The organism is Tropicimonas sp. IMCC34043 (assembly GCF_003390845.1).
Classification (GTDB): domain Bacteria; phylum Pseudomonadota; class Alphaproteobacteria; order Rhodobacterales; family Rhodobacteraceae; genus Tropicimonas.
This window is the reverse complement of record NZ_QMEK01000006.1, coordinates 236,494-260,175: the sequence shown is the minus strand read 5'-3', so window position 1 is coordinate 260,175 and position 23,682 is coordinate 236,494. Positions and strand designations below refer to the sequence as shown.

23 protein-coding genes and 3 pseudogenes are annotated in these 23,682 nt (G+C 62.8%); 7 read left to right on the top strand and 19 right to left on the bottom strand.

The genetic code is table 11. From position 1 onward, the window contains the following. Window positions 1–822 precede the first annotated feature (822 nt). From DQG17_RS21800 to DQG17_RS18755, 3 genes are all read right to left on the bottom strand, one after another. Complete coding sequence (locus tag DQG17_RS21800) at window positions 823–2,430, bottom strand: hypothetical protein (protein ID WP_157973682.1); 1,608 nt, start codon at window positions 2,428–2,430, stop codon at window positions 823–825. Between the two features lie 66 nt (window positions 2,431–2,496). Next, on the bottom strand, window positions 2,497–2,871 hold the full coding sequence (locus DQG17_RS21795) for a hypothetical protein (RefSeq protein ID WP_157973681.1): 375 nt from the start codon (window positions 2,869–2,871) through the stop codon (window positions 2,497–2,499). Between the two features lie 247 nt (window positions 2,872–3,118). Continuing rightward, the gene (locus DQG17_RS18755) at window positions 3,119–4,561 is read right to left on the bottom strand and encodes a DUF6880 family protein (RefSeq protein ID WP_116134394.1); all 1,443 of its coding nucleotides are present in this window, start codon (window positions 4,559–4,561) and stop codon (window positions 3,119–3,121) included. Between the two features lie 218 nt (window positions 4,562–4,779). Between DQG17_RS18755 and DQG17_RS18750 the strand changes: the two genes are divergently transcribed. From DQG17_RS18750 to DQG17_RS18735, 4 genes and pseudogenes are all read left to right on the top strand, one after another. After that, the gene (locus DQG17_RS18750) at window positions 4,780–5,937 is read left to right on the top strand and encodes a site-specific integrase (RefSeq protein WP_116134393.1); all 1,158 of its coding nucleotides are present in this window, start codon (window positions 4,780–4,782) and stop codon (window positions 5,935–5,937) included. A gap of 102 nt (window positions 5,938–6,039) precedes the next feature. After that, on the top strand, window positions 6,040–6,237 hold the full coding sequence (locus tag DQG17_RS18745) for a hypothetical protein (RefSeq protein WP_036718061.1): 198 nt from the start codon (window positions 6,040–6,042) through the stop codon (window positions 6,235–6,237). Next, the gene (locus DQG17_RS18740) at window positions 6,234–7,871 is read left to right on the top strand and encodes a DUF499 domain-containing protein (RefSeq protein ID WP_198666196.1); all 1,638 of its coding nucleotides are present in this window, start codon (window positions 6,234–6,236) and stop codon (window positions 7,869–7,871) included. Before DQG17_RS18745 ends, DQG17_RS18740 begins: the two co-directional genes overlap by 4 nt. A gap of 29 nt (window positions 7,872–7,900) precedes the next feature. Next, window positions 7,901–8,670, top strand: a pseudogene (locus DQG17_RS18735) (IS5 family transposase). 19 nt (window positions 8,671–8,689) lie between these two features. Here the strand turns inward: DQG17_RS18735 and DQG17_RS21790 are convergent. From DQG17_RS21790 to DQG17_RS18690, 11 genes and pseudogenes are all read right to left on the bottom strand, one after another. After that, window positions 8,690–9,976, bottom strand: coding sequence for a hypothetical protein (locus DQG17_RS21790; protein ID WP_157973680.1), 1,287 nt, complete (start codon window positions 9,974–9,976; stop codon window positions 8,690–8,692). Window positions 9,977–9,978: 2 nt separating this feature from the next. Further along, window positions 9,979–10,317, bottom strand: coding sequence for a hypothetical protein (locus tag DQG17_RS21785; protein ID WP_157973679.1), 339 nt, complete (start codon window positions 10,315–10,317; stop codon window positions 9,979–9,981). Between the two features lie 108 nt (window positions 10,318–10,425). Continuing rightward, window positions 10,426–11,058: a DUF6441 family protein gene (locus tag DQG17_RS18725; protein ID WP_116134391.1), complete on the bottom strand. Its 633-nt coding sequence runs from the start codon at window positions 11,056–11,058 to the stop codon at window positions 10,426–10,428. Further along, entirely contained in the window at window positions 11,055–11,366 is a 312-nt protein-coding gene (locus tag DQG17_RS18720) for a hypothetical protein (RefSeq protein WP_116134390.1), read from the bottom strand. The genes DQG17_RS18725 and DQG17_RS18720 overlap by 4 nt, the downstream gene beginning before the upstream one ends. Further along, window positions 11,366–11,701 carry a DUF2190 family protein gene (locus DQG17_RS18715; RefSeq protein ID WP_116134389.1) on the bottom strand — a complete coding sequence of 112 codons (336 nt, stop codon included), beginning with the start codon at window positions 11,699–11,701 and terminating at the stop codon, window positions 11,366–11,368. Before DQG17_RS18715 ends, DQG17_RS18720 begins: the two co-directional genes overlap by 1 nt. Before the next feature lie 60 nt (window positions 11,702–11,761). Beyond that, on the bottom strand, window positions 11,762–13,840 hold the full coding sequence (locus DQG17_RS18710) for a prohead protease/major capsid protein fusion protein (protein WP_232829503.1): 2,079 nt from the start codon (window positions 13,838–13,840) through the stop codon (window positions 11,762–11,764). 4 nt (window positions 13,841–13,844) lie between these two features. Further along, window positions 13,845–14,519 carry a phage portal protein gene (locus DQG17_RS22095; RefSeq protein ID WP_255415674.1) on the bottom strand — a complete coding sequence of 225 codons (675 nt, stop codon included), beginning with the start codon at window positions 14,517–14,519 and terminating at the stop codon, window positions 13,845–13,847. A gap of 58 nt (window positions 14,520–14,577) precedes the next feature. Next, window positions 14,578–15,378 (bottom strand): annotated as a pseudogene (locus DQG17_RS22090) (phage portal protein); the annotation flags it as partial. Between the two features lie 65 nt (window positions 15,379–15,443). Then, on the bottom strand, window positions 15,444–15,653 hold the full coding sequence (locus DQG17_RS18700) for a phage head-tail joining protein (protein WP_116134388.1): 210 nt from the start codon (window positions 15,651–15,653) through the stop codon (window positions 15,444–15,446). 1 nt (window position 15,654) lies between these two features. Next, a complete protein-coding gene (locus DQG17_RS18695) occupies window positions 15,655–17,661 on the bottom strand; it encodes a phage terminase large subunit family protein (protein ID WP_198666195.1) in 2,007 nt (668 codons plus the stop codon). Then, complete coding sequence (locus DQG17_RS18690; RefSeq protein ID WP_116134387.1) at window positions 17,609–18,169, bottom strand: hypothetical protein; 561 nt, start codon at window positions 18,167–18,169, stop codon at window positions 17,609–17,611. Before DQG17_RS18690 ends, DQG17_RS18695 begins: the two co-directional genes overlap by 53 nt. Window positions 18,170–18,282: 113 nt before the next feature. On the opposite strand from DQG17_RS18690, the gene DQG17_RS18685 reads away from it, so the two are divergent. Both DQG17_RS18685 and DQG17_RS18680 read left to right on the top strand, forming a co-directional pair. Next, on the top strand, window positions 18,283–18,555 hold the full coding sequence (locus tag DQG17_RS18685) for a hypothetical protein (protein ID WP_116134386.1): 273 nt from the start codon (window positions 18,283–18,285) through the stop codon (window positions 18,553–18,555). A 95-nt stretch (window positions 18,556–18,650) separates the two neighbouring features. Further along, window positions 18,651–19,224: pseudogene (locus tag DQG17_RS18680) on the top strand (DUF3489 domain-containing protein). A gap of 54 nt (window positions 19,225–19,278) precedes the next feature. On the opposite strand, the gene DQG17_RS18675 reads toward DQG17_RS18680, so the two are convergent. Next, window positions 19,279–19,503, bottom strand: coding sequence for a hypothetical protein (locus DQG17_RS18675; protein ID WP_116134417.1), 225 nt, complete (start codon window positions 19,501–19,503; stop codon window positions 19,279–19,281). Between the two features lie 164 nt (window positions 19,504–19,667). Between DQG17_RS18675 and DQG17_RS18670 the strand changes: the two genes are divergently transcribed. After that, on the top strand, window positions 19,668–20,525 hold the full coding sequence (locus DQG17_RS18670) for a hypothetical protein (RefSeq protein WP_116134385.1): 858 nt from the start codon (window positions 19,668–19,670) through the stop codon (window positions 20,523–20,525). Window positions 20,526–20,548: 23 nt separating this feature from the next. Here the strand turns inward: DQG17_RS18670 and DQG17_RS18665 are convergent, their stop codons facing one another. The 4 genes from DQG17_RS18665 to DQG17_RS18650 form a co-directional block, all read right to left on the bottom strand. Beyond that, window positions 20,549–21,865, bottom strand: a complete 1,317-nt coding sequence (locus DQG17_RS18665) for a site-specific DNA-methyltransferase (protein WP_116134384.1) — start codon at window positions 21,863–21,865, stop codon at window positions 20,549–20,551. 457 nt (window positions 21,866–22,322) lie between these two features. After that, complete coding sequence (locus DQG17_RS18660) at window positions 22,323–22,751, bottom strand: DUF6362 family protein (RefSeq protein WP_116134383.1); 429 nt, start codon at window positions 22,749–22,751, stop codon at window positions 22,323–22,325. Further along, window positions 22,744–22,944: a hypothetical protein gene (locus DQG17_RS18655; RefSeq protein ID WP_116134382.1), complete on the bottom strand. Its 201-nt coding sequence runs from the start codon at window positions 22,942–22,944 to the stop codon at window positions 22,744–22,746. The genes DQG17_RS18660 and DQG17_RS18655 overlap by 8 nt, the downstream gene beginning before the upstream one ends. After that, window positions 22,941–23,462, bottom strand: a complete 522-nt coding sequence (locus DQG17_RS18650; protein WP_116134381.1) for a crossover junction endodeoxyribonuclease RuvC — start codon at window positions 23,460–23,462, stop codon at window positions 22,941–22,943. Before DQG17_RS18650 ends, DQG17_RS18655 begins: the two co-directional genes overlap by 4 nt. Between the last annotated feature and the right edge of the window lie 220 nt (window positions 23,463–23,682).

Sequence of the window (23,682 nt, the reverse complement as noted above, 5' to 3'; positions counted from 1 at the left end):
ACTGAGGCAGAATGGCTCGAATGGGAGGCAGATGAAGCGTTCATTTTCCCGTCCAGTTTGTTCGCATATTGCTCAGGCTACGGCCTTCCACCGGTGGGAAGGTCAAGACTTTCTTCGAGGCCACGGGCGGCCTGGCCAATCATGCTGCCGAAACCGATAGCGTTGGTCTCATGCGGAATGCTGTCGGTGGTAACGAAGCGCGTTGCGCTGGGGGCCTCGACGGTTTGTGAGATTGGACGCATTGGACGCTCGGCTTTCAGCCGACCAGCGGGTTGGCTGGAGGACTCGTCAAACGTTGATGTGGCGTTGAAGTAAAACGCGCCATCAAAAACTTGATCGGCCGAAGCCGACTTCAAGTCTTTGACATTGTCTTTGATTTTTGGTTGCGGGGGTAGGATTTGAACCTACGACCTTCAGGTTATGAGTCGTGCCGAACGAACCATGAACAATCACTCGGAACCGCGAGTTCTTGCGCAGTTTCCGACACTTGCCGATCCCGGAGCCGATGCTCCGCTTCGCACGATCTGTCAGGATTGCGCAGCGGTTTTCGGCCTCGTGCTTCCACAATGCTTCCAACGGGCCGAGACCGGATTTTCCGGTAGCACACAATAAATCAGCGCAGATGCTCGCGACCGGTCTGGACGGGGCATTCTGCCGCGATTGACAGATTCGAGCTCTCTTGAGGGCTTCGATTGAACACGACACGATCTCGCTCACGGGATAGCAAGGAAAGCAGTTGCGCACGCCTTAGTGAGTTGTTGCACCAGCAGCGCAACAACCTCTGCATCGGCGACTGTTTCATTGGTCGCAGGCACGCTTCAGTCAAATCTCCTCGTATGAATTCCAGATGGCATTTATGAGATGTATTCCAGTAACGGAGACCTCGAGATTGTTGTGTGCGATAAGATCACCTCTGGACACCAACGCGTTCGCCAAGTGCAGATAATTCTCATCGATATAATTGGGCATAAATGCCAGAAAGGACACATCATTTTCAATAGCTTCAAGCATATGTACTGAAATGCGAGCCTCTTTCTTGTGCTCTACGTCATAGACCGTTCTATTCGATCCACTGTAGAGGCCTCGAACACTAGAGATGACATCAGTCCAAAACCTTCTAGCATAATATATTGCACCAACTTGCAAATAGCTTGCGTGCTCCACGCTTAGAGCATTTTTTATCGGGGTTGAGGAGATGTCTTCAGGTTTTCTCAGCTCATCAATGGGTCTACCCCGATTAATCTGGGTGCTCCGGTCGCTCATGAAGTCTACAACCAATATAATGGGTGCGTTTGGACATTGCCCCTCTTCGCGCAGTTCCTCATTAATCACCCAGATAAGTGCATTCGCGGTATCACTCGAAATTAACACTGGCCGGCTCGCGTCGCGATGGCGGGGCCGCGCTGGATTCTTCGAAAACGAAAGGTTGAGCGTAAACTCGGTCTCACTTTCCTGCTTACGGACAAGAACAAGTACCAAATGGTTTCCTGAATTATTTTTGACCAGAGTTAGCAAACCCCCAACGTCGGCATAGACATGCTTTGGTCTTGATCGATTTATTACAACTTCATCAGCTTCATATGCTGCGCTCAGCAGGGCGCTAAATCCATGAGTTTCCAGAAGAGAGCTTCGCGCATAAATGCCCGAAGTTTCCGGAAAATCTACTAAGTGGAGACGATCAATCGCGCCCTGGAAAAAAGTCGGCATGGTCTCGAATCTGTGCGAGAAGTCTTGCTCATCAGCTATCTCACACAGTTTTTTGAATATCGCATTTTGTAGTGAGACCTCGAAATCAATAAGCTTGTCCTGATGGGCCTCCCAAACTGCATCGTCATAAATGTCGAGACCCTGGATAAGTGTTCCCGAATAGCTTCGTTGGGTAGCTTCGATGACATTGAAGAGAACCGATGATCGCTTGTTCAAGAAGCGTTGTCGGCGAAACAGCTTCGCGACTGCAACCTCCATTCGCGCAGACGGGCCAGGAATATGCCTCATCTCCGAAATGCCGTCCAAGCCGAGATCGCCGAATGCCAAAAGCCGGCGTGAATTGAAGGCAAATCTGGTTACGGCATATGCCCCGCAAAACTTAAGGTAGGTTGAGCCCAGATCTGAAAGTACTTCGGAAAAGAATTCATAGTATGATCGGTAAGCTTCTGGGAGCTGAGATTTTTCCCTCTCCGCCTCTTCTTTATTTGGTAAAGAAATAATACCCAGAAAAGTTGCCGCACGTTCATGCCCTAATCGGGTATCGTCGATCAAGAATTCGTTCAAGCGCTCCAGCCGAGCATGCTCTGCGCTGTATTCGGCATCGCCAAGGGCCAGCAGTGTGAGGAGGTGAAGCCTCCCGTCGGCGGTTTCACGAAATATTCTTCCATGCATGCGTTCGTGAAGATACGTTCCTGGGGCTGAAGCGTACGAAGCATCCAGCACAAGTCGTTCGCCGGTGTGGTATCCTCGGACCCGTTCGACCTCGGCCCTAAATAGCCGAAACACTCCCTACTCGGCCCGCGAGACGGCAGGGGCGGTGTCACACAAGCGCTTGATGCCATATGTGAGCAGAAGAGCCGCAGCAGTAAGTGGTGCGATTCCGATTGAGGCTCCCGCCAAGACATCTGCGATTGCAGCTATCAACAAAACTTTCTCGCGCCTTGTGCCGTCTTCACCTTCTATGAATTTCCGCATCGGGCCACAGATTCTAGACTGCAGTTCTTTCTTGTTCTCACCGATCCAACGTTCGACTCTACGACGGCGAGATTCCTCATCCCCTAAATCGAATGCGGACTTGGTAAGTTCTCGATATGCGCGATCATAGATTTGTTGTTCAGTGAGCTCAGCAAGCTCCTCTGCTTGCTCAAGAGCTTTAGCGTCCATTGCGACCCCCTTCTCGCACCATTCTAGCCGGGTAGCGTAACCCGCATGTGTCGTTTGTAAGCCTACTTTGCTCCGTTGTCGTAGTCTATCGGGAGTCGGCTGTCATTTAGAGCCCCGCTTTGTCTGCACTGCAGTCGGTCGCAGTCGGTGCAGTAAACGTGACTTCTTTGCCCGCTTCCCACATCACAGCGCAGCCTTAGCACCGAGTACCTCCTCGACACGATCCTTGCCCTGCATCATCGCGGCGTCATCCTTTGTCGCTAAGCGACCAGAAGCCGAACTTCCTGCCGTGCTCCTTCTTCAGACGGGCGACGTAGGTATCGTGCGTCTCGAACGTCCCGAAGTCCGGGATGTCCCGCGCGAGCCGGGCGCAGGAGACTAGGTGCTCGGCGGCATAGCGATACCGCTTCGCCCGCGACTTGGTGAGCGTGAAGTCGATCATCGCGCGGAGCACCAGCGTCGCAGCAAGCGGATGACGTTCTGACAGGGCCTCCGCCGCGGGGGCGAGATACTCGTAGTGATCCCCGTCCATCTCGTCGTGCCGGGCCACCAGGAGGTCTGCGGCGCGATCCAGAGCCGGCCAGTCGAGGAAGAACTGCAGAGCGTGGAGAAGGCTTGGATAAGCCATGGCGTGCGCCATCGCCCGCTCCTCGGCCTCGATGTCGTCGAAGTCGGGAAGCCGCTTGAGATAGGCCCGCAGGTAGCTGTCGGAGAGCGTGCGCTCGAAGCAGTCCCACCGGAACGCCTGCGCTTCCTCGCCGCGCCCCAGCGCCTCCAGCGTCTGCAGGCGGATGTCCTGCCAAGCCAGTGGCACCCGCAGCCCGTCGCCGAGCTCCGCGCGCTCGAGGAACCCCAGCGCCTCGCCTGCCCTGCCGGCCGCGAGCAGACGCTGCGCGATCTCCGCCGCGATCTGCGGCACCTTGCGGGTCTTGGGATCGTACTGGCCGATGAAGCCGTCGACGTCGCCCTGCGCGTCCGCGATGTCCTTGAGCGCCATGGCGACAGTGCTCGCGCGCTCGCGCGCCCGCATCTCGTGCTCGTAGGTGGTGCCGCCCGGGCCCCAGCCCACCGCCTTCCATTGATCCTTCGGCGGCACCGGCACGGGCGAACGACCGAGATCCTCGGCCATCGATTTCAGAGTCGCCAATCCTTCGTCGCCAAGCGCCGGAGCCATGATGCCGATCAGGCCATCATACTGGCAATAACCGTTATCCTGCAAGGCATCGAGGACCGTGCCGGCGAGCGCCTGCGGTTCAGGCCGGACCTTCGCAGCGAGCTGACCAAGATCGATACAGGCCTGGTGGAAGATGCCGATGACGGTGCCGCTGGAGTCGTCGCAGCGCTCGAACACCGGCGTGGCCAGCGCCATGAACCGCCACATCAGCACCAGCGCCTCATCCGAATCGGCGTGCGCGATCTGCTCGACGATGGCACGCCTCTGGGTTTCAAGATCCGTAACCAGCGCCTTGCGGTTCTTCCAAGTGATGAAACTGCGGGCGCGGGCGATGCTGGTTAGCCGCTTGGTTATCTCCCGCGCGGCCTCCCTCGGGCTCTGGGCGCCCGCCAACGCTAGCCGCAGCTTGCGCTTGGCCGCCGCGTTCCCGGTGCTGACCTCGATCAGCAATCGCGCCAAGTGCTCGGCGCCCAGCGCTTCGAGGTTCTTCGCACTGAGGGTGGTCTTCGAAGCCATTGGATCGCCAGTTTCTTTTGCTCGAGCCTATCAGCGGTCCACCGGGTCCGAAACCTGCGTTCTGATTCGCGCGGCTCGTCGATTTCCCGCGTCAGTGCGCCGAGATGCCCTGCGCGGAAATGCGAGCACGTCATTTTTCTTCGCGATTTCAATGTGTTCGTTGACTGTCGCCCACACTTCAGCACTGTGGAACTTCGATAGAACCACCGAAGAGCTCCATGCCCAAGATCACCAAACGCTCCGTCGACGCCGCAGAAGCCCGCTCCGCCGAATACTTCGTCTGGGACCGCGAGATCCCCGGCTTCGGGCTGCGCGTGCTGCCGAGCGGGCGCAAGGGCTACGTGGTCCAGTATCGCGCCGGACGCCGGTCGCGGCGGATCAGCCTCGGGCCCAGCACGGTCCTGACCTGCGAGCAGGCCCGCAACCGCGCCATCTCCATTGCCGCCGCCGCGCGCAATGGTGCGGACCCCGCCGCCGAGCGGGACGCGGGGCGCAGGGCGATCACGGTGAAGGAGCTGGCGGAGCGGTTCGACAAGGAGCACATCGCGATCCGCGTGAAGGCGAGCACGGCCAAGGAGTATCGCCGGAACCTCGATCGCTTCATCCTTCCCGCGCTCGGGCAGCTGACGGTCACGGGCATCACCCGGGCGGACGTGGCGAAGTTCCACCACGACCTCCGCCACATCCCCTATCAGGCGAACCGCTGCCTCGAAGTAGTCTCGAAGATGTTCAGCCTCGCCGAGATGTGGGGTCTGCGTCCGGACGGCACCAACCCGCGAAAGCACATCCGGAAATACCCCGAGGCGAAGCGCGAGCGCTTTCTCAGCGCGGCCGAACTGCGCCGGATCGGCCAGGTGCTGCGCGAGATGGAGTCGGAGGGGATCGAACTGCCATCGGCCATCCTCGCCGCCCGCCTGCTGATCCTGACCGGCTGCCGGCTGAACGAGATCATGACGTTGAAGTGGACATGCGTCGATCTGGCCGAGCGCGTCTTGCGCCTGCCGGATTCCAAGTCCGGCGCCAAAGTCGTCCATCTCGGCCAGCCTGCTGTCGACCTGCTCCGCGACGCCCAGCGCATCGACGGCAACCCGTGGGTCATCACCGGCACCCGTCCAAGCAAGCGCCTGAGCGATCTCCAGCCCTTCTGGCAGCGCGTTCGCGCCCGCGCCGGGGTGAAGGACGTCCGCATCCACGACCTGCGCCACACCTTCGCGTCCACGGCCGTCGCCTCGGGTCAGGGCCTGCCGATGATCGGCAAGCTGCTCGGCCACACGCAGGTCCAGACGACGGCGAGATACGCCCATCTCGCCGCCGAGCCGGTGCGGACGGCAGCGGACGCGGTGGCTGCGTCCCTCAAGGATGCGCTTGCGGGATGAGCGGAAGCGATCGATCCGTACAGGTTTCAGGGCTTTCCCATGATGCATTAAAGTGCGATGCTGCACTCTGCATTACTTTTGCAGCACATGCGGATCCACATGATGGCCAGCAACAAAACGGCAACGCTCACTTTGAGGCTCGATCCAACCCTCAAGGACGCATTGCGAAACGCGGCCGAACAAGAGCATCGGTCGCTGGCCAACATGGTCGAAGTCATGATCTTGGACTATTGCGGTCGCCACGGCCATGCGGTTCCAAACGCTGCGGAAGAGACGAAGCGTGGGGAGCAGTCCAAGTGATCAAGACAATCAAGCAAGCTTGTACGTTCAATCCGGTGATCAAGGATTATCGGATGGCCGAGGGAATCGAAAACCTCGCCGACTTGATCGCTGACAATGGTGATGGGCACGACTTTTTTGCCCGTAATTTTGTAACGCACGGAATGGAGCAGCTCTTCAAGGAGGGCATGCTGCGTCTCTCCGGGAAATCTGACCAGGCGGTTTTCGAGCTAACCCAAGCCATGGGTGGTGGTAAGACGCACATGATGGTTGCCCTTGGGTTGCTGGCACGCCATCCGCATTTACGGACAGAAGTCCTCCCGGAGGAGCTGAATAAGCGAGTTGACTTTGCAGAGGCAAGGATTGCAGCTTTCAATGGTCGCAACAGCCCCGACAACTACATCTGGGGTGAGATAGCTTCCCAACTTGGTGCCGATGAAGCCATACGGCCGCATTGGGCGAACGGGCCTAGGGCAGTCGACCAAAGAAAATGGAAAGAGATCATTGGCGACAAGCCAACGCTAATACTACTGGACGAGCTCCCACCCTACCTTCAAAACGCCGCCACTCAATCTGTGGGCGCTGGCACACTTGCGGATATGGTCGTCTACTCTCTGAGCTCCTTGATGAGCGCAGCTCTGGAACTTCCAAACTGCGCCATCGTGATCGCCAACCTTTCAGGCAGCTACAAGTCTCAAACAAAGGCACTCGCTGAAGCCGTTGGGAATCTGCAGCAGGAGGCGAGACGCCAGGCAATGACGATCACCCCGGTCCAGCTGGCGGGGAACGAGATATACGAGATCCTGAAAAAGCGCCTAATCGATCAGCTACCGGATGAAAGAACAATCGCCGATATCGCTGAAGAATATGCGCAGCAGGTAAAAAATACGGAAGACGGTGGATACATCGTTGCGTCAAGCATCGAGCAGATTGCTGAGCAAGTGCATGAGACGTATCCATTCCATCCATCGTTCAAGCATTTTGTTGCGTTATTCAAAGAGAATGAAGGCTTCCGACAGACTCGCGGCTTGATGCAATTCACTGCACGACTTCTAAAGAGCGTCGAGCAGCGGCATTCAGATGATGTGTTCCTCATTGGAACTCAGCATCTGGACCTGAACGACGACCAGGTCCGCGACGAAATTGAACGCATCGCACCCAAGCTGCTCCCTGCTGTTACCCGAGACATTTCCGATTCCGGCAACTCTATCTCCGAAACGATTGATGACGAGATGGGAGTAGACGCCGCCCAGCAGGTGATGACCCTTTTGCTTGCATCGTCCCTCTCGCGGGCCGTGGGTGGCCGAATTGGCCTGTCAGACAGCGAGATCATCGAGTTTCTTGCCGCGCCTAATCGCAAGCCGGATGAGTTCTTGTCGGCACTCGAACGCCTCCGCGAGCAGGCTTGGTACCTACATCGAGAGGAACAGCGCTTCTTCGTGAAAGAGACAGAGAATCTCTCGCGACAGATTGAGCGTACCGCAAAGGAAATACCGCAGCCCAAGATCGACCAAGCGCTGATAAATCGACTTATGGGTATCCTGCAGCCGTCCAGCAAGCGGGCCTACCAGGAGCTACAAGTTCTCCCCAAGCTTGACGACCTGCTTTTAGGGTCAGGACCCATTGATCTGCTTGAGGCCGCCCGGCCTGCGTGATTCAAGCTCCCGGACTGACGGGGGTGATGATGAGCAACCTTTTCTGGCTGACCGATGCGCATATGGAGCGGCTGAAGCCGTTCTTTCCGAGGAGCCACGGGAAGCCTCGGGTCGATGACCGGCGTGTGCTGAGTGGAATAATATTCATCAATCGCAATGGATTGCGGTGGTGTGATGCTCCCCGGGAGTATGGCCCGCCCAAGACCCTTTACAAACGATGGAAGCGGTGGGGCGACATGGGAGTTTTCGCCCGGATCATGATGGGGCTGGCGTCCGAAGGCACCGAAGAAAAGACGGTCATGATCGACGCGACGTATCTCAAGGCGCACCGCACGGCCTCCAGCCTGCGGGCAAAAAAGGGGGGTCCGACGACAAGCGCGGGCGCTTGATCGGGCGAACGAAGGGCGGTCTGAACACGAAGCTGCACGCTGTCACGGACGCCAAGGGCCGCCCCTTGAGGTTCTTCATGACCGCGGGCCAGGTCAGCGACTATACCGGCGCGGCGGCGCTCTTGGGCAGCCTGCCCGCCGCCGATTGGCTGATCGCCGATCGGGGCTACGACGCCGACTGGTTCAGGGATGCGTTGAAAGACAAGGGAATACGTCCGTGCATCCCGGGCCGGAAGTCGCGTGGCAAGGCCATCCGCTACGACAAGCGCCGTTACAAAAGGCGCAACCGGATCGAGATCATGTTCGGCAGGCTGAAGGACTGGCGCCGCATCGCCACCCGCTACGACAGGTGCCCCAAAGTCTTCCTGTCCGCCATCGCCCTCGCCGCAACCGTCATGTTCTGGCTTTGACGATCAATGAGTCTGGAACCTAGTTCCGATGCTGCCCAGAAATCTCAATATATGATCGCATATAGGCGCCCATTGGATTATTCTGTCGCACAAAGTATCCAATGATTAGCTTGAATTGTCGAAACGCCTCTGCGCAGTTTTTCTCATCATCACTTAGATCATGACCGATACTTTCGCGGAATTCCAGATGCATACAGTATTCAGGGTCGGGCGGCCGAAGATCATCAATGAATTCCTGTAGTTTCGGAATCAAAAGATGGTGGTAACCCTCCCCCAAGACCGTATTTATAGAATCATAGAACTGCATGTAATTTGGGGGTGTTGATCGGGCCGACATCTCTAGCGAGCGCTGCATCTGATCTAGAAGACTTTGAGCCTTGACCTCATACGAGCGCGCCGCGGCAGTTTCACCAAGAAGCACGGAGACTGTTCGATCAAGGATCCCTTCGAACCGAGTAGGGAAGAGGCGAATTGCCTCGAAAATTTCTACATCTTCGACGAAACCTTTGAGATGGCTCCTAACGCTTTGCAGCCTCTCGGACGCTGACGGATGGCTTGTCGACACGGGGAAGCCCAATGCTTCAAGAGCTTTGGTGACAATCAGCATCCACTCAACACCAGCGTAACGAAGTTGGTTCACCGCGCCTACGTCCTCAACCTGATTCACCGCGAGACCCATCACAAGCTCGACCGCATATGCATCTGCGAGGAGTTCCTCATCCCAGTCATCGACACCTTCTGGGCCAAGCGTGAGTAAGCCAAGTATCATCCGATCAATTAGTTCTTCTGGCAATACCTCGCCGCGCGCTGGGTAGAGGATTATGTGTGCAATTTCATGGGCAAGTAGAAATGTCTCCGCTTCGACGCAGATCGCGTTTGCGATCTGTATTTGTTGTGGCCCAATAGTGTACTGTGGGCCAAATACAAGGCCAGTCTCGCGGTACCACCAAATTATATTTGCAAGTATTTGGACAAGTTCTTCTTCATCCACTCCACTTTCGCTGACCTCCTCTCCGAGGCGAAACCCAAAGGTGCTGAGTGCCGACCGCGTAATTCGGTAAAGAAGGGCTGGAAGATCTTCGTGAAGAACTATAGCCCATGTTCTATCTTCGCAGTCCTCGACGTAGATCCTCGGCTCCGGAGCCGATACCACCCCAAACTCGATCCGGTTTGAATCTAACAAATACCTGACATATTCCGGCAGACGGTTTCGCAACCGCTCGACAAGATGGTTTCCGAGTTGCGCGTAATTTTCTGAGGGAGGGTAAGTGTTCACGAGCTCGGAAATTATATCTCCCGCCCTCATTTTCAGTCGACCACTCGCTTTAGTTTTAGCTTTATACTTGCCTCGATACCCGCTGAAACACTGGCAATAAACCCAACTTCACCGTCTGCTGAAATCGTCAAGCCAAGTTCTAGCTCATCGATAACCAACCCTTTTCTCGTCGGCTCCGCCTCGATTACAGGAGTAAGTGCACCCAAGATGCCTTGCAGGCTTTCGGCAACTGTGTTCGGGTCCACCTTTACGGGTTTCAAAACCTGTTCGCGGCCTGCCCGAAAGCTGGGCAAGCCATCGCGCTCGTTTCGCACTTCTTCAGGAATCCATACAGTGACTTCGGTCCGCGTGTTCGCTTCTTTTTTTCCCAATGCTACCTCCAGAATTTTAACCTGCGCCGGTACAACTAAGATTCTCCAGATGCAGCTTAATCAACCGCTGGTTCGCAAGCTACTCCAGAGAGCGCCGAACTGCGATGGTCAGCTAGTCCTTCCGTCCACCCAATTCGCCACGATCAGCCCCGGCACGCTGTCCAACGCCCGGTCGGCATCCCGTCCCAGGTCCAGCCGCTTCGGCAGCTTCACCTGCGGTACCAGCAGGAAGATCGGTGCGGTGACCTTGCCGCGCCCGGTCTTCGAGCGCGACTCGACCGCCTGTCCTTTGGTGTTCAGCCGTCCCTCGGCCACCAGCAGGCTGGGACCAGTGCGTCGATAGACGAACCGCAGGCGGAGGCCACGGCGGCGCTCCCATTCGTCGGGCGTGGTCCGGCCGCCGCGCAGCGACTTGCCTGCGGCGGGGAGCGGGATCGCCAGCCAGAACCCGTCCTTGGAGCGGATCAGCGGCCCGGTGTCATGCGCGCCGACGATGACCGGCGCCTTCGACCAGGCCAGCGCCGCGGCGTCCAGGCTCTCGCCCGACCTCGGGAAGTTCTGGCTGCGGATCGAATTGGCGAGCCGTGTGCCGAGCCCCGCGCCAGTGATCTGCAACCGCCAGGCCGACTTCAGACCGGTCCCGGCCTCGCGCATGGCGACGGTGACTGCGCGTTCGCCCGCTGCCACCTCCGCCGCCATCATCGCGACGATGTCGGGATCGATGTCGAGCTTCAGTTTCACGCGGGCCTCAGATCCACGGTCCAGACCAGCCGCTCGCGGTCGCGGACGGGCTCGCCCTGGATGAGGAAGGCGTCGCCGTCGATTTCGATGCGGTCGCCGGGGCGCGGGGCTGGAACCTCGGCGACACGTAGGTCGATCCGGGTGGTTTCCGACCAGAGCCGCGCATCGCCGAAGTCCGATATGGCATCCGCGCGTCGGGCGACGACGCGCACCAGCACGGGCGCGCCGCCGTCGGCGATGTAGACCGCGTCCCGGCCGATGTTGGGATCGGCGAAGAGCGCGCCGACGGCGGCGGCGAAGGCGCTCATCAGAACGTCGCGTTCAGCCGCACCCGGCCGATGGTGTCGCCCGCGCCGCTGGCCACCGCCTCGACGGCCACGCCGATGAGAGTGTTGTCAGTTGCCACGGTCGTGCAGCGCTTGTTGGTGTCGTCCCAATAGACCTTGGCGCCGACGGTCCACGCCTGCGAGCCGACCTTGGTGATGTCGAAGACACCGACGAGCGCGGTCTCGACCGGCTCGCCGAGAGCGGCCGCTCCCGCGGCGATGCCGAAGATGGAGCCGACGAGCAGGCCATCGCCGGAGGCGACGGCATAGGGCGCGGTCAGGGTGATGGTATTGCCGAGCTGGACGTAGTTTTTCATGGATGTGATCCTCGTGGTAAGTCGAAGGGCGGCCCGTCAGAACCGCCCGCGTGTCGGGGTTCAGGAAGCGCGCCTTACGCGCCCGGGTTCTTGTAGAGGCCGCGCCAGTCGATGGCCTTGGCGCCGAAGTCGAGGCGGCACTTGATCTCGACGCCGTCGACGTCGAAGCGCGTTGCGCGTCTCGATGTATGCGCCCTGCTGGCCCTCGAGATAGGCATACTCGATGGTGTCGATCTGGTTCGGGCTGGCGGCCAGATACCAGGCAGTCTCGCTGGCCGCATCGAGCCGGGGCTCGCTGATCGGCGCCAGCGTCCGGATCGACTGCGGCACCACGCTGGACGTCGCGGCGGGCACGAGGTTCTGGGCGACCAGCTGCTCGGCCTTCAGTTCCAGCGAGGCGGGAACGATCAGGAAGGCGGGGCGGACGTTCAGCACTGTCTTCTTGTCGAGACCCGTCTGCTTGGCCATCGCGGCGCGGGCCGCCCCCACCGCATCGACCGCCAGCGCCGTGCCGGTGCCCGCGAGGTTCTTGTGGGTGGTGTGGAACAGCGCGTTGCCGTCGGCCATCGCCGGGTTGGCGGTGATGATGCCCCAGACCACGTCCGACTCCAGCTGGGCGATGGAGTTGCCGTACATGGCCGGGATCCGGGTGAAGGCGTCGAGATCGTCGTTGATCAGGGTCTGGCGGGTGATCGCGACCACCCGGCCATAGGTCTTGACCTTGTAGCTCTCCTTGCTCTCGCCCAGCGTACCGCGCTTGAACTCCCCGCTCTCGCCGACCTCCAGCAGCTGCGGGGCCTCTCCCAGTTGGACCCGGTGCATGGCCTTGAAGTCGGTGGCGAGCACCTGGCGGCAGAACAGCATGAAGGTGCGGGGATAGGCCTCGTAAGCCTGCCGAAGGGTCTTGTTGGTGACGGCGGACAGGATCTCGGGGAAGTCCGAGGTCGAGTGCAGGGCGCGGGTCGCCACCTCGTCGCGCGACAGGCCCCGCGTGTTCACGCCCGCATTGCCGAGGCTTTCGCGGGCCAGTTCCAGCAGCGTCATGCCGCGGTACTGGCGGGCGGCGTCCTCCAGCTGGAACAATGTCGGGCTGTAGCGGTGCAGCAGCGCGTTCGCCACCGCGTCGCGGCGGGTGATGCGCTCGTCCCGGCCGCCGAGGGGCACGGAGACATGCGGGAAGGTCCGGGTCTCGTCCGACTTGGCCGCGACCTGGTCGAGGATCAGGCGGCGGGCCTCGTCCACGCTGACGCCGCGCTTGACCAGATCCTCGGCGAAACCGCGCTCGAGGTTCAGCCGCCCGGCCAGATCGTAGATGGTGGAGACGCGATCGCGCTCCGCCTCGCGGGCGCGGGTGGCGACCGTCTCTGTGTCGGGTGCCGCAGGGGCATCAGTTTTCGGAAGCTTCGGCTGCGTCCGGGTTTCCACTGCGGCGACCTTCGGGTCGGGCGCAGCCGCTTTCGGCTCGGTCACGGTGGTATCCTCGGTTTCGACCGGCGCGGTCGGCTGGGTGGTGGCGGGGGTTGCGGCGTCGCTCGCCGGGGTCTCGGTGTGGTGGGTCATCGGGGATGCTCCTTGCGGTTTGGGGGCGTCCCGGCGGTGAAGGACGCAGTCGTGAAGGGGATGCTGGGCGCGGAAACCGGCGGCGGGGTCGGCGCCGACCGCGACGGCGGAGACCTCGAACGGCGTCCAGTCCACCGCCCGCCAGAGTTCGCGCGCGGCCTCGGGCTTCGAGACCTCGAAGCGGTGGACCTGGTAGCCGATGGAGACCGCGCGGATGTGCCCGGCCTGGATATCGCGCCAGATCGGTTCGACATCGGCACGCTCGCTGATCCGCACCAGGGCGATGCCGCGCCCATTCTCGATCCGCGCCGAACCCGGCACGACCGAGCCGATCACCGCGTCGAGCGTATCGAGCTCGTGCACCTTCAGGAACGGCGCGCCTGCGTTCAGCCGGTCCAGCCGGACATGGGCCGGGTCGAGGCTCAGCTCCTCGTCATAGGCCTCGCCGAAGAAGGTCGCGCGCCGGACGCGGGCCCCGGCCGACCAGATTACCTCGACGGTGCGGCTGTCGGCATCGGCCGTGTTCGGCGCAAGCTCCGCCGACCGGCGCATGGCCGGCAGTTCGATCATCGTGTCCATGGGGTCAGTCCTGTTGGTCGGCCTGAGCCGGGTCATTGTCCGCGTCGGCGCCCGGGTCGTCGGTGTCTGGTTCGTTGGCGGCAGGATCGGTCGCCGGATCGCCGGTCTGCGCACTGCCGGTTTTCGTGACACGGCGCGGATCGCTGTCGAGCACCAGCCCCAGCGCGCCGAGCTTGGCGTTGGTCGCGGCGATCTCGGCGAGCACCGCGTCGGGATTGCGGCCCTGCCGCGCGATCACCTCGGCCAACGTCATGGTGCCCGAGCGGATCGACAGCAGGTTCGCCATCGCGTCCTTCTGCGGATCGACCGCCTCGAACTTCGGCGGCGACCATTCGACCGGTACGATGGGCGACGGGATCTGACCCGCCGCCCACGCCGCTTCGGTGAACCAGCGCCAGACCGGGGCGCAGAACATCGGGATGAAGAGCTGCCATTGCACCGCGTCGATCTGGCGGCGGAACTCGACGAGACCCGCCCGGATCGAGGAATAGTTCACCTGGGACAGATCCCCGGTCAGCAACTCGTAGGGCACCCGGAACCCGGCCGAGATCGTGTGCAGGCTGGCCCGCTTGTATTCTCCATAGCCCCCGGTGGCGGAGGGCTGGTTGAACCGGATGTCCTTGCCGCGTCCCGCCGAAGGCGGGCCAAGGACGATGGCGCACCTTTGGTGCGACGGCATAGGCGATCAGCCCCGGTTCGAACTGCTCGACCCGGTTGCCGTCGGCGTCGACCACGGAGGGCGCGATGCCCTGCTGCGCCTCGTCGTCGCCGAAGACGATGGCGGTGACGCAGGCCTCGGTCTTCTTGCGGACCAGTTCGGCCACCTCGTAGTCGTCGAGATCGCGCAAGGACCGGATCACCGGCGCGCCCCAGGGAACGCCGCGCGCCTGCGTGCGCTGCTTCTCGTAGACATGGGCGATCTCGCTCGCCGGGACCGGGCGACTCTGCAACCCGTTCTGCAAGGCGCCATAGGCATCGCCAGGATGTTCGGCATGCAGCCAGTACGCCCGGCGCTTGCCGACCGGGTCGAACTCGATCCCCTGCACAAGGCGTCCTGCGCCGATGGCGCCGGACTTCGTGGCGTCGAGAAAGTCGGCCTCCAACACCTGCAACTGCAGCGGCACCGGAAGGCCGTCGCTCGCACGCCGCATACGGCGGCGCACCAGCACCTCACCCGCCTCGACCATCTCGCGGCAGATCAGCGTCTGCAGCCCGTAGAAGTCGAGCTGGCCATCGGCGTCGCACTCCGCCGTCCAGCGTTCGAAGAGTGCGTCGACCTTCCGGTCCAGCGTGTCGTCCCCACTGGCGGCGCGGGGCATGATGCCCGCGCCGATGATGTTGTTGACCAGCACCGCCACGGCCTTGGCCGCATGCGGGTTGTTGCGCACCAGATCGCGCATCCGGTCACGCAACAGCGCCCCGGCCACGCCGATCTCGGTGTCGGCGGAGGATCCCGGCGCGCGCCAACCCTCGGTTCGCCGCCCGCGCGCGGCACCGTCATAGCCCCGCGTCAGGGTATCGAAGGCCTGCCGCGCCATCACGCGGCGGGCCGCCATGCGCGGGGCCACCGTGGCGATGGCGTGATCGAACCAGGTCGCCGACATCAGCGATCCCCGCGGCTGAAGCCCGCGAGCCCCGCCACCGGCAGCGGACGCGTGATCCCGGCGATGGCGCGCTCGATAGTCCGGATGCGAGCGAGCAGATCTTCGGCCGAGCCATAGTCGACCGACTTGCCGTCATAGCTGACCCGGGTCGTGCCGCTGGCATAGGCCCGGCGCAGCGCCGAGAGCTCGGTTTCCGTCCAGTCGGTCATGTCAGAACCATCCTCCGCGCCGTCCGAGCCAGTCGGAGCGGCGCTTGCCCTGCGGGGCCTGTCCCGGCCGGTTGATCTGCCCGGCGGGATCGGTGTCGGTGGGGGCGGCCCCAAGCTGATCCTCGAGGTCGCGCCATTTCTCGTCGGGCCAGCGGTCCGCGCCCGCGATCCAGGCGGCGGCGCGGGCATAGACCCGGCAGTCCAGCGCCTCGTTCCGCTCGCGCAGCTTCTGCCATTCCAGCCGGGCGAAGCCGCGCTTCGTGCGCACCGTCACCAGCTGCTCGGCCACGAACTGCTTCAGCCATTCGTTCTCGACCCAATGCGGCAAGTGCACCGAGCCGGGCGGGAACGCCGCCCCGTCGGCCATGTCCTCCTCGGTCGGCCGCGCCAGCCGCAGGAAGCGGTAGGTCTCGGCCTTGAAGGTCGAGACCGCCACGGTCCAGAGCCGCGCCCCGCGCCGCAGACGTTTCCCGCCCTCGGTCGCGTCGACGAAGGTCGGGCCGGACACCGGGCTCGAGCGGTTGAACCCCTCGACACCCTTCACCGGCGACACCTGCGCGAAGCCTTGCGCCCGCGACCAGGAATAGACGGCCGGAGCCTTATAGCCGGTGTCGATGGCGAGCCGCGCGATGCGCAGATGCGCGCCGCGTTCGTGCTGCCAACTTCGGTCAAGCAGCGCGGTCAGCTCCGACCAAGCGTCATGCCGATCCGGCCCGCCCTCGATGACGACGTGGTCGACGAGCCAGCTTTCCAGCCCACGACCCCAGGCCCAGACATCGACCTCGATCCGATCCTTCTGGACGTCGGCCCCGGCGGTCAGGAACAGCCCGCCCGCAGGCACGGTGCCGGAGGTCCAGCGCTCGCGACGGTCGTAGAGCCGCTGCCAGTCGGGCGCCTCACCGGTCTCGACCCATGTCTCTCCGAGGATCGTGTTGCGGAACGCCTTGATCGCCTCGTCCGACCCCTGCGCTGCGTCCCATGCTCGCACGATCCGCTCCCAGCTCAGCCAGCCGATCGGCGAGTAGAGCGCCGAGAGATGGTACCCGACCGTGGTCGGATCGGCGGCCGTGGCGGTCGCCCGCCATTCGCCACCCTCCAGCATCGCCGTCTTGTGGTGTTCCGCGATGGGCCTCTCGCAGCCCTCGCAGTGATATTCCGCCGTCTCCGGCCGCCCCTTCTGCCAGCGCAGCCGGTCGAACTTCAGCCACTGCATCGCACCGCAATGCGGGCACGGCACGAAGTACCGCCGCTGGTCGCTGGCCTCGTACTCGCGCTCGATCCGGCTCAGCCCCCGGATAGTTGGGGTCGAGACCAGGAATACCTTGCGCCGGTGGGCGAAGGTCAGCGACCGGGCTTCCGCCAGTGTCACCGGATCGCCTTCCTCGTCGGCGGACGCCGGATAGGCGTCGACCTCGTCGAGGAAGATGTACCGCGCCGGGGTGGAGCGCAGCCCGACTGCCGAGTTCGCCCCCGTCATGATCAGGATGCCGCCCGCGAACTCCTTCGACAGCATGGTGTTGCCCGCGTCGCGGGATCGCGCGGGCTTCACCCGCTCCCGCAGCTCGGGGCTTTCGTCGATCAGCGGGTCGATCCGCTGGCGCGAGTTGCGCTTGGCCAGTTCCACGGTGGGCTGGACCGCCAGCATCGGCCCCGGCGCCTGGTGGATGACGAAGCCGATCCAGTTGTTGCCGGCCTCGGTCGCGCCGACCTGTGCCGCTTTCATGAACACGATCCGCTGCGTGGGATCGCCGGGCGACAGCCGGTCCATGATCTCGCGCATGTAGGGCGTGCGCACCGTGCGATATCGCCCTGGCTCGGCCGAGGCGCGGCCCGAGAGCATCCGGTGCCGGTCCGCCCATTCCGAAACGGTCAGGTCCGGGTCGGGCCGCAGCCCGTTGCCCCAGGCGCGCAGGATCTCGCCCGCGCCGTCGAAGTCCGTCAGGCCATCGCCGCTCTCACCGGAAGTCGGGCCGGACCTCGGCGAGTTCGTCGAGGTGGGCGCGTACATGTCTCTCCAGCACCTTCTGCATCGCGGCCGGCTCCACGCCCAGTTCCGCCGCCATCAGCGCCGCCGCACGCGCGGGCCAGTTCACCCACGCGTCCCGTTCCTCCCGCGCCAGCCGGAACACCAGCGCCAGCGCGCGGGCCCGCTCGATCAACTCCCCCTTCAGCTTCTGGAGCCGGATGCGCCGCTCCTGCGCCTTCAGCACCTCGTTCGCGGTCTTCGCCTGCAGGAAGGTCGTGCCGCCGCCGACCGCCGGAACCGCCAGCCCCTGTTCTCGGAGCGTGTCGCCGACCGCGGCCACGGCAGCCTCGGGGACCGGCTTCAGCTTCGGCGCGGGCGGCTTGCGGGTCTTCGACGGGTCCGTCGTCTCGGCACGCCTGGCGTCGCTGGCGGCCGCGTTGATGCTGCCGTCAGGATAGAGGACCAGCCGCTCGGCCGCCTTCGCCTTCTGGATCGCGCCCCGCGACAGCCCGACATGCGCGGCGTACTGGCGCTCGCTCATGCCCTGCATCGACAGCTCCGATTATCATTCAAGATCATGTGCTTATCGAGTTGATAAGCGTCGCCACCGGAGCGAACGTCACTCCAACGAAGCAATGCAACTCGACCCAAGGAGCCACCACGATGACCACCCGCCTGAACCCGATCACCACCCCGCGCCACGAAGTCCGCGCCGAGAAGGCGCGCCGGAACAAGGAAGCCGCGCTCGCCGCCTTCATCGGCAAGAAGGCCGAGATCGACGAGATGCTCGCCCGCCTGCAGACGCTCAGCGACGACCATTTCAACTGCCACCCCGACGAGGTGGGCTGGGCCATGGTCGGCACACTCGAACACTACGCCAGCCTCCTGAAGCGCATCACCGACAGCGCCTTCGGCGAGGGCGAGCACGCTCGCTGATCTCCGGCACTGCCGGAACTCCCGCCGCGCGCCCTGCGCGGCTCGGGGTCGTAGAAGGCGCCGCATGACGCGGGCCCGAAAACGGAGACGACCCCATGACCAAGCTTTCCGATACCCAAGCCATCATCCTCAGCGCCGCCGCACAGCGCGAAGGACCGCATCGCCCTGCCGCTACCCGAAAGCCTGCGCGGCGGGGCTGCCGCCAAGGTGGTCGACGCGATGATCGCCAAGGGCTTCCTGCAGGAGGTCGACGCGGACATGTGCAAGGGCGAGCCCGTCTGGCGCGAGACCGGCGACGGCCACGGCGTCACACTGATCGCCACCGACGCCGGCCTTGCCGCCATCGGGATCGAGCCCGAAGACGCGAACCCCGCGCCAACGGGCGCGACGGACGCGCCGAGCGAGGAGCCCGCGCCGGACACTCCCACCGAGACCGAGTCCGCGCCCAAGACGCGCACGCCGCGCGAGGGCACCAAGCAGGCCACGCTGATCGCCATGCCGCACGCTCCGGACGGCGCGACCATCGAGGAGATCATGGCCGCGACGGGCTGGCAGTCGCACGCCGTGCGCGGCGCGATGGCCGGGGCGCTGAAGAAGAAGCTCGGGCTCGAAGTGACCTCGGAGAAGGTCGAGAACCGGGCGCGCGTGTACAAACTCCCTGCCGCCTGACGCACCGGACCCCGACAAGTCGATGGCCGCCGTTCCGCACGGGGCGGCGGTTCTTCACTCCATGCTCCGCATCCGGATCGTCTCGAACAGCCGGCGCAGCAGGTAGCCGCGCGCCAGCGAGACGCCGACGAAGGCGAGGCCGATGGTCAGATGCTCCGCGAGGCCCGTCTCGATCCCGAACCACGGGAAGACGACGATCTGCGTGGCGGTGGCCAGAACGTAGCCGACGACGACATTCGCCGCGGCTTCCCCCAACGACATGATTCTACCTTGTTTCATACCTTGGGTTCTTGGCTTAACGCTCTCGATCGAATGCTGCGGCTGAACCGGGGCAAGTGTGGTCAACATCGCTTGCTCCGTGCCGATTTCGCGAGTAGCGAATGAGAACGGCTCCTGAGCGCGGACCGAAAGATGATGCTACATGCGCCTGTTGAGGATCGAGTATGGCAGAATTCGTTATCATTGGAACAAACAACTTCCTAACTAGATACTTGATAGTCGCCGGGCTCTTTTTCTTGGCCCTGCTTGTTCTGTCTGCATCGTCGCGGGAGGTGAGCCCCCTCGGGCGATTCAGTTTTGGCATAGCCTATCTCGCGGTTGCAGCAGCACAATTTGTTCTACCCTCTGCATTTCTCTCGATGGCGGAAAATGACGTGGACTTTGCGGCCGGAACTTGGCTTGCGCTAACTGCTGTATTGATGGCGATTTTGGCTCATTTCTCCCGTCGTCGTTCAATGGACGCATACGGATGTTCTGGAAACGCCTTCATGGCTGCAATTCCCATAATTTCTCTGATCTTGATTTTCAAGCGCCCCATCGAAAAGGGACGTATTGAAGCAAGATCGGAAATGGCGCTACTTGGCCGCATTGTCGCATTTTCTGCTTGTGGCGTCGCTGTCCTCTTCTTGACCAGCTTCTTCAAAGTTGTGCTGGATGGAATGAACCGCGACGCGGTGGTTAACGTCAGAGACATGCCGATTGAACGCGCCGTACGAATACAAGCCGCTCTTCTTGAAGCTAACGTGCCTCAGTTGGTTGACGCCGAAACGATGCTTACAGGGGCGAAGTCAAGCGGACGGGAGCTAACCCTAGAATACATGCTGACAGGGAATTCAGCCGCAATGAACGGCTCAGTATTCGATCTCATTATGGGTCCAATTGTCAGTGGCAATGTGTGTTCTGATCCCTTATTCAGAGATTTCGTGAATAGAGGGGCTCGCATCGTTTTTGAATACCGGGGCCTTTCAGAAGCCAACGGGCTGCAACAGTATAGATTGCAAACCGAAGCATCGGACTGCTGACGCCGCGATTTGGCTAACCCGCGTTATAGCTGATGCTCGGTCTCCCCAAGCCGCTTGGCCTTCAACTTGGCGAAGGTCCGGCCGTCGCCATCGAGGATTGCCTCTCGCCCCGTTTCCGCCTGCCAGCGTTCCACGGCGACATCGACATAGGCGGGGCTGATCTCCATCGCGAAGACGCGCCGGCCATTGGCCTCGCCCGCCATGATTTGCGAACCGGAGCCCGAGAACGGCTCGTAGCAGAGCCCACCCCGCGCCACATGCTGGCGCATCGGGATGCCGAACGCGTCGAGCGGTTTCGGCGTCGGATGGTCGGGGCGCTCGTCCTTGGCGAAGGACGGCATTTCCCAAGTCGAGGGCAGCGTCTGCTCCGCCACCTTCGGCGGGCGGTTCGGGCGGCGCCAGCCCATGAAACAGGGCTCGTGCTTCCAGAGGTAATGAGACCGGGTCAGAACTCCGCGGTCCTTCACCCAGATGATCTGCTGGTGGACGAAGGCCCCGGCCTTTTCCCAGCAGGCCTCGAGCATCGCCTGGCGGCGCGAGGCGTGCCAGCAGTACCAGGCGGCGTCCTCGGCGATCGCCTCGGCGACGGCGGCGGCGATGAAGCCGTCGTAGAGCTCCGCGCCCTGCGAACTGTCGTCCCAGGTCGTGCCGCAGGACGCGGACCAATCCTTGTTGCGGGTCGGATGGTTCGAGCCGTCGTAGTCCACCAGATAGGGCGGATCGGTCGCGAACAGGATCGCCCGCTCGCCGTTCATCAGGCGGCGCACGTCGGCCGCGCTGGTGCTGTCACCGCAGAGCAGCCGGTGGTCGCCAAGTATCCACAGATCCCCGGTTAGTGATGCTGGATTGCGCGGTGGCTCGGGGATGGTCACCGGCCGCACGGAGCCCCCGGCGCCACCTTCTTCACCGTCGTCTTCCGCGACGTAGGCCAGCAGCTTGTCCAACTCGCCGTCGGAGAAACCGACCAGCGACAGGTCGAAATCCTCGGCCAGCAGGTCGTTCAGTTCCGCCGACAGCAGCGCCTCGTCCCAGCTGCCAAGTTCGGTCAGCTTGTTGTCCGCGATGCGGTAAGCGCGCCGCTGCGCCTCGGTCAGATGCCCGAGCACGATCACCGGCGCCTCGGTCAGCCCGAGCTGCGTGGCGGCCAGCACGCGCCCGTGGCCTGCGATCAGCTCACCGTCCTCGGCGACGAGGCAGGGCACGGTCCAGCCGAACTCGGCCATGCTGGCGGCGATCTTCGCAACCTGGTCCGGCCCGTGCGCCTTCGCGTTCTTCGCGTAGGGCTGCAGGCGCGCAAGCGGCCAGGTCTCGATCGCGTCCGGGGCGAAGCTCAGCGTCATGTTGGGCAAGGTTCCTCGGTCGGGTGGATGCCGGTGACTTCCGGACTCCGGATGCCGGGCCGGACTCCACACGGGGTCCAGCGGCTACCAGCGGTGTCCGGTCGGAAGGCCAGCGTTCATTGGGGTTTGCGCGAGGCGTGCGTGGGTCCGGCTTCCCGGTGGCTTCCCAAAAATCCGGCCCTGTCGCTGGCGATGTCCCGCGCTTCGCCCGCCAGCATACGAATGTCGCGCAGAAGGAACCGCGAACTCGGCCGAGGGGCTTGCAAGCGGCGGACAGCGGCCCGCAAGGAAAGGATCAGCGCCTTTCCTTTTCCAACGAACCTGCCAACGAAAGGATGGTTTCGCTCGGGACCGCGCCGCGGGCCTCTCCCGAGCTTATTCCGAACCTAGCCCCTGAACCGGTTTTCTGTCCCGTCGAAAACTGTCCGCCGCACACCTTCCCCTGTGGCGCGCAGAGCTACGCGCCACCGGCCAGTTCGATCACGCGCCGCTTCGACAGGTTGCGATTGAATCGACGCCGGTTGAGCTTAAGCGAGATGACGCAGAGCCCGTAGAGCCAGTGCTGATGGGCGGCCGAGCGTTGCAGACCGACCGTCCAGAAGATGGTCTTCCAGCGCTCGCCGTGGGCGCGCATCCAGACGATCTTGCCGTCGACGGGGTCGAGGCAGGCGGTCCAGGTCAGCGTCTCCTCCATCCGGCTGATCGTCTGCGGCGAGGGCAGCACGCGCATGGGCTTCGGCTCCTGGCCCACCTTGTCGGCGAAGGAGTGAACGATCTCTGGCCAAGTGCTGAAGTAGCCCTGCCGTCTCGGCTCGGGCAGGCGCTTGAGCACGAAGGCCGCCTCGGCGAGACGGGCTTCGACGAGGGACGGGGTCCACTTATCCATGGCGCCCTCCCTCGTCGGAGGGGCGCGGCCCGTAGAGCTTTTCGCCGAGCCGGCGAACGAGTTCGCGTTCCGGCCAAGTCAGACGCCCGTCCTCAAGCGAGACCTCGAGCAGACCCTGCTCGCGCCAGCCCTCGCGTTTCACTTGGTACGGATCCCGACGATGGCCGCCGTAGCCCTTGGGGTGCCACCTCATGCGACACCCCCGTTCGTCTCGATCGCCCAGAGCAGGAGCGCGATGGCGTCGGCCTCATTGTCGTCGGCGGGGCTGAAGCCCCGGGCCCGCGCGGCTGCGATCATCGCCTCCTTCGGCGCGTTGCCCTTGCCCGTGACGTGGCGCTTGATCGTGCCGACAGGAACGCCGGCATAGGGCACGCCCCGCAGTTCCGCCCATGCCGTCAGCGTGGCCATCAGCCCGCCATAGACATGGGCCGCATCGGTTCCGGCATGGCGGCGCACCTCCTCGAACCTGATCGCCGCCACGGGTCCGGAGAGCCGATCGATCTCGGTCAGCCAGTTGGTGAAGCGCAGGTAGCGCATGCCGCCACCGTCATAGCGGCCAGGCCTGAAGCTCGCGGTCCCGCTGGTGATCAGCCCTTCGGCCGAGCGCAACGCCCAGCCGGTGCTGATGCCGAGATCCAGCGCGAGAATGCAGCGGTCGAGATTGCCGGCAGCCGTGAGAGGCGCCGGGGCGATGTGTGGGGAGCGGTCCATGACGACCTCCTCTTCGAATGAGAGGCCGGGGCGGCACGGCTGCCTGGTGAGGGCAGTACGCGCGCCCGGACCGGGATCACGAGGTCTGGTCACGGTCACGTTGTCGTTGCCGGGAGCGCCCGGCGCTTCCTTCAATGGCTTCACGCCGTCCGCTTGAAGGAAGTTTGGACGCAAGCCATTGGGAAAATGAGGATAAATCTCTTCTTTCAATATTTCAGTT

What these genes read in the sequence shown, in the direction of transcription:
- DQG17_RS18675 (WP_116134417.1), bottom strand. Translation starts at nt 19,503, where the DNA reads ATGAAACAAGGTAGAATCATGTCGTTGGGGGAAGCCGCGGCGAATGTC.
- DQG17_RS18670 (WP_116134385.1), top strand. Translation starts at nt 19,668, where the DNA reads ATGGCAGAATTCGTTATCATTGGAACAAACAACTTCCTAACTAGATAC.
- DQG17_RS18690 (WP_116134387.1), bottom strand. Translation starts at nt 18,169, where the DNA reads ATGCAGGGCATGAGCGAGCGCCAGTACGCCGCGCATGTCGGGCTGTCG.
- DQG17_RS18650 (WP_116134381.1), bottom strand. Translation starts at nt 23,462, where the DNA reads ATGGACCGCTCCCCACACATCGCCCCGGCGCCTCTCACGGCTGCCGGC.
- DQG17_RS18685 (WP_116134386.1), top strand. Translation starts at nt 18,283, where the DNA reads ATGACCACCCGCCTGAACCCGATCACCACCCCGCGCCACGAAGTCCGC.
- DQG17_RS21790 (WP_157973680.1), bottom strand. Translation starts at nt 9,976, where the DNA reads ATGAGGGCGGGAGATATAATTTCCGAGCTCGTGAACACTTACCCTCCC.
- DQG17_RS18745 (WP_036718061.1), top strand. Translation starts at nt 6,040, where the DNA reads ATGGCCAGCAACAAAACGGCAACGCTCACTTTGAGGCTCGATCCAACC.
- DQG17_RS18710 (WP_232829503.1), bottom strand. Translation starts at nt 13,840, where the DNA reads ATGGACACGATGATCGAACTGCCGGCCATGCGCCGGTCGGCGGAGCTT.
- DQG17_RS18655 (WP_116134382.1), bottom strand. Translation starts at nt 22,944, where the DNA reads ATGAGGTGGCACCCCAAGGGCTACGGCGGCCATCGTCGGGATCCGTAC.
- DQG17_RS18755 (WP_116134394.1), bottom strand. Translation starts at nt 4,561, where the DNA reads ATGGCTTCGAAGACCACCCTCAGTGCGAAGAACCTCGAAGCGCTGGGC.
- DQG17_RS18695 (WP_198666195.1), bottom strand. Translation starts at nt 17,661, where the DNA reads ATGTACGCGCCCACCTCGACGAACTCGCCGAGGTCCGGCCCGACTTCC.
- DQG17_RS18660 (WP_116134383.1), bottom strand. Translation starts at nt 22,751, where the DNA reads ATGGATAAGTGGACCCCGTCCCTCGTCGAAGCCCGTCTCGCCGAGGCG.
- DQG17_RS18700 (WP_116134388.1), bottom strand. Translation starts at nt 15,653, where the DNA reads ATGACCGACTGGACGGAAACCGAGCTCTCGGCGCTGCGCCGGGCCTAT.
- DQG17_RS18665 (WP_116134384.1), bottom strand. Translation starts at nt 21,865, where the DNA reads ATGACGCTGAGCTTCGCCCCGGACGCGATCGAGACCTGGCCGCTTGCG.
- DQG17_RS18750 (WP_116134393.1), top strand. Translation starts at nt 4,780, where the DNA reads ATGCCCAAGATCACCAAACGCTCCGTCGACGCCGCAGAAGCCCGCTCC.
- DQG17_RS18720 (WP_116134390.1), bottom strand. Translation starts at nt 11,366, where the DNA reads ATGAGCGCCTTCGCCGCCGCCGTCGGCGCGCTCTTCGCCGATCCCAAC.
- DQG17_RS21795 (WP_157973681.1), bottom strand. Translation starts at nt 2,871, where the DNA reads ATGGACGCTAAAGCTCTTGAGCAAGCAGAGGAGCTTGCTGAGCTCACT.
- DQG17_RS18715 (WP_116134389.1), bottom strand. Translation starts at nt 11,701, where the DNA reads ATGAAAAACTACGTCCAGCTCGGCAATACCATCACCCTGACCGCGCCC.
- DQG17_RS22095 (WP_255415674.1), bottom strand. Translation starts at nt 14,519, where the DNA reads ATGCCGTCGCACCAAAGGTGCGCCATCGTCCTTGGCCCGCCTTCGGCG.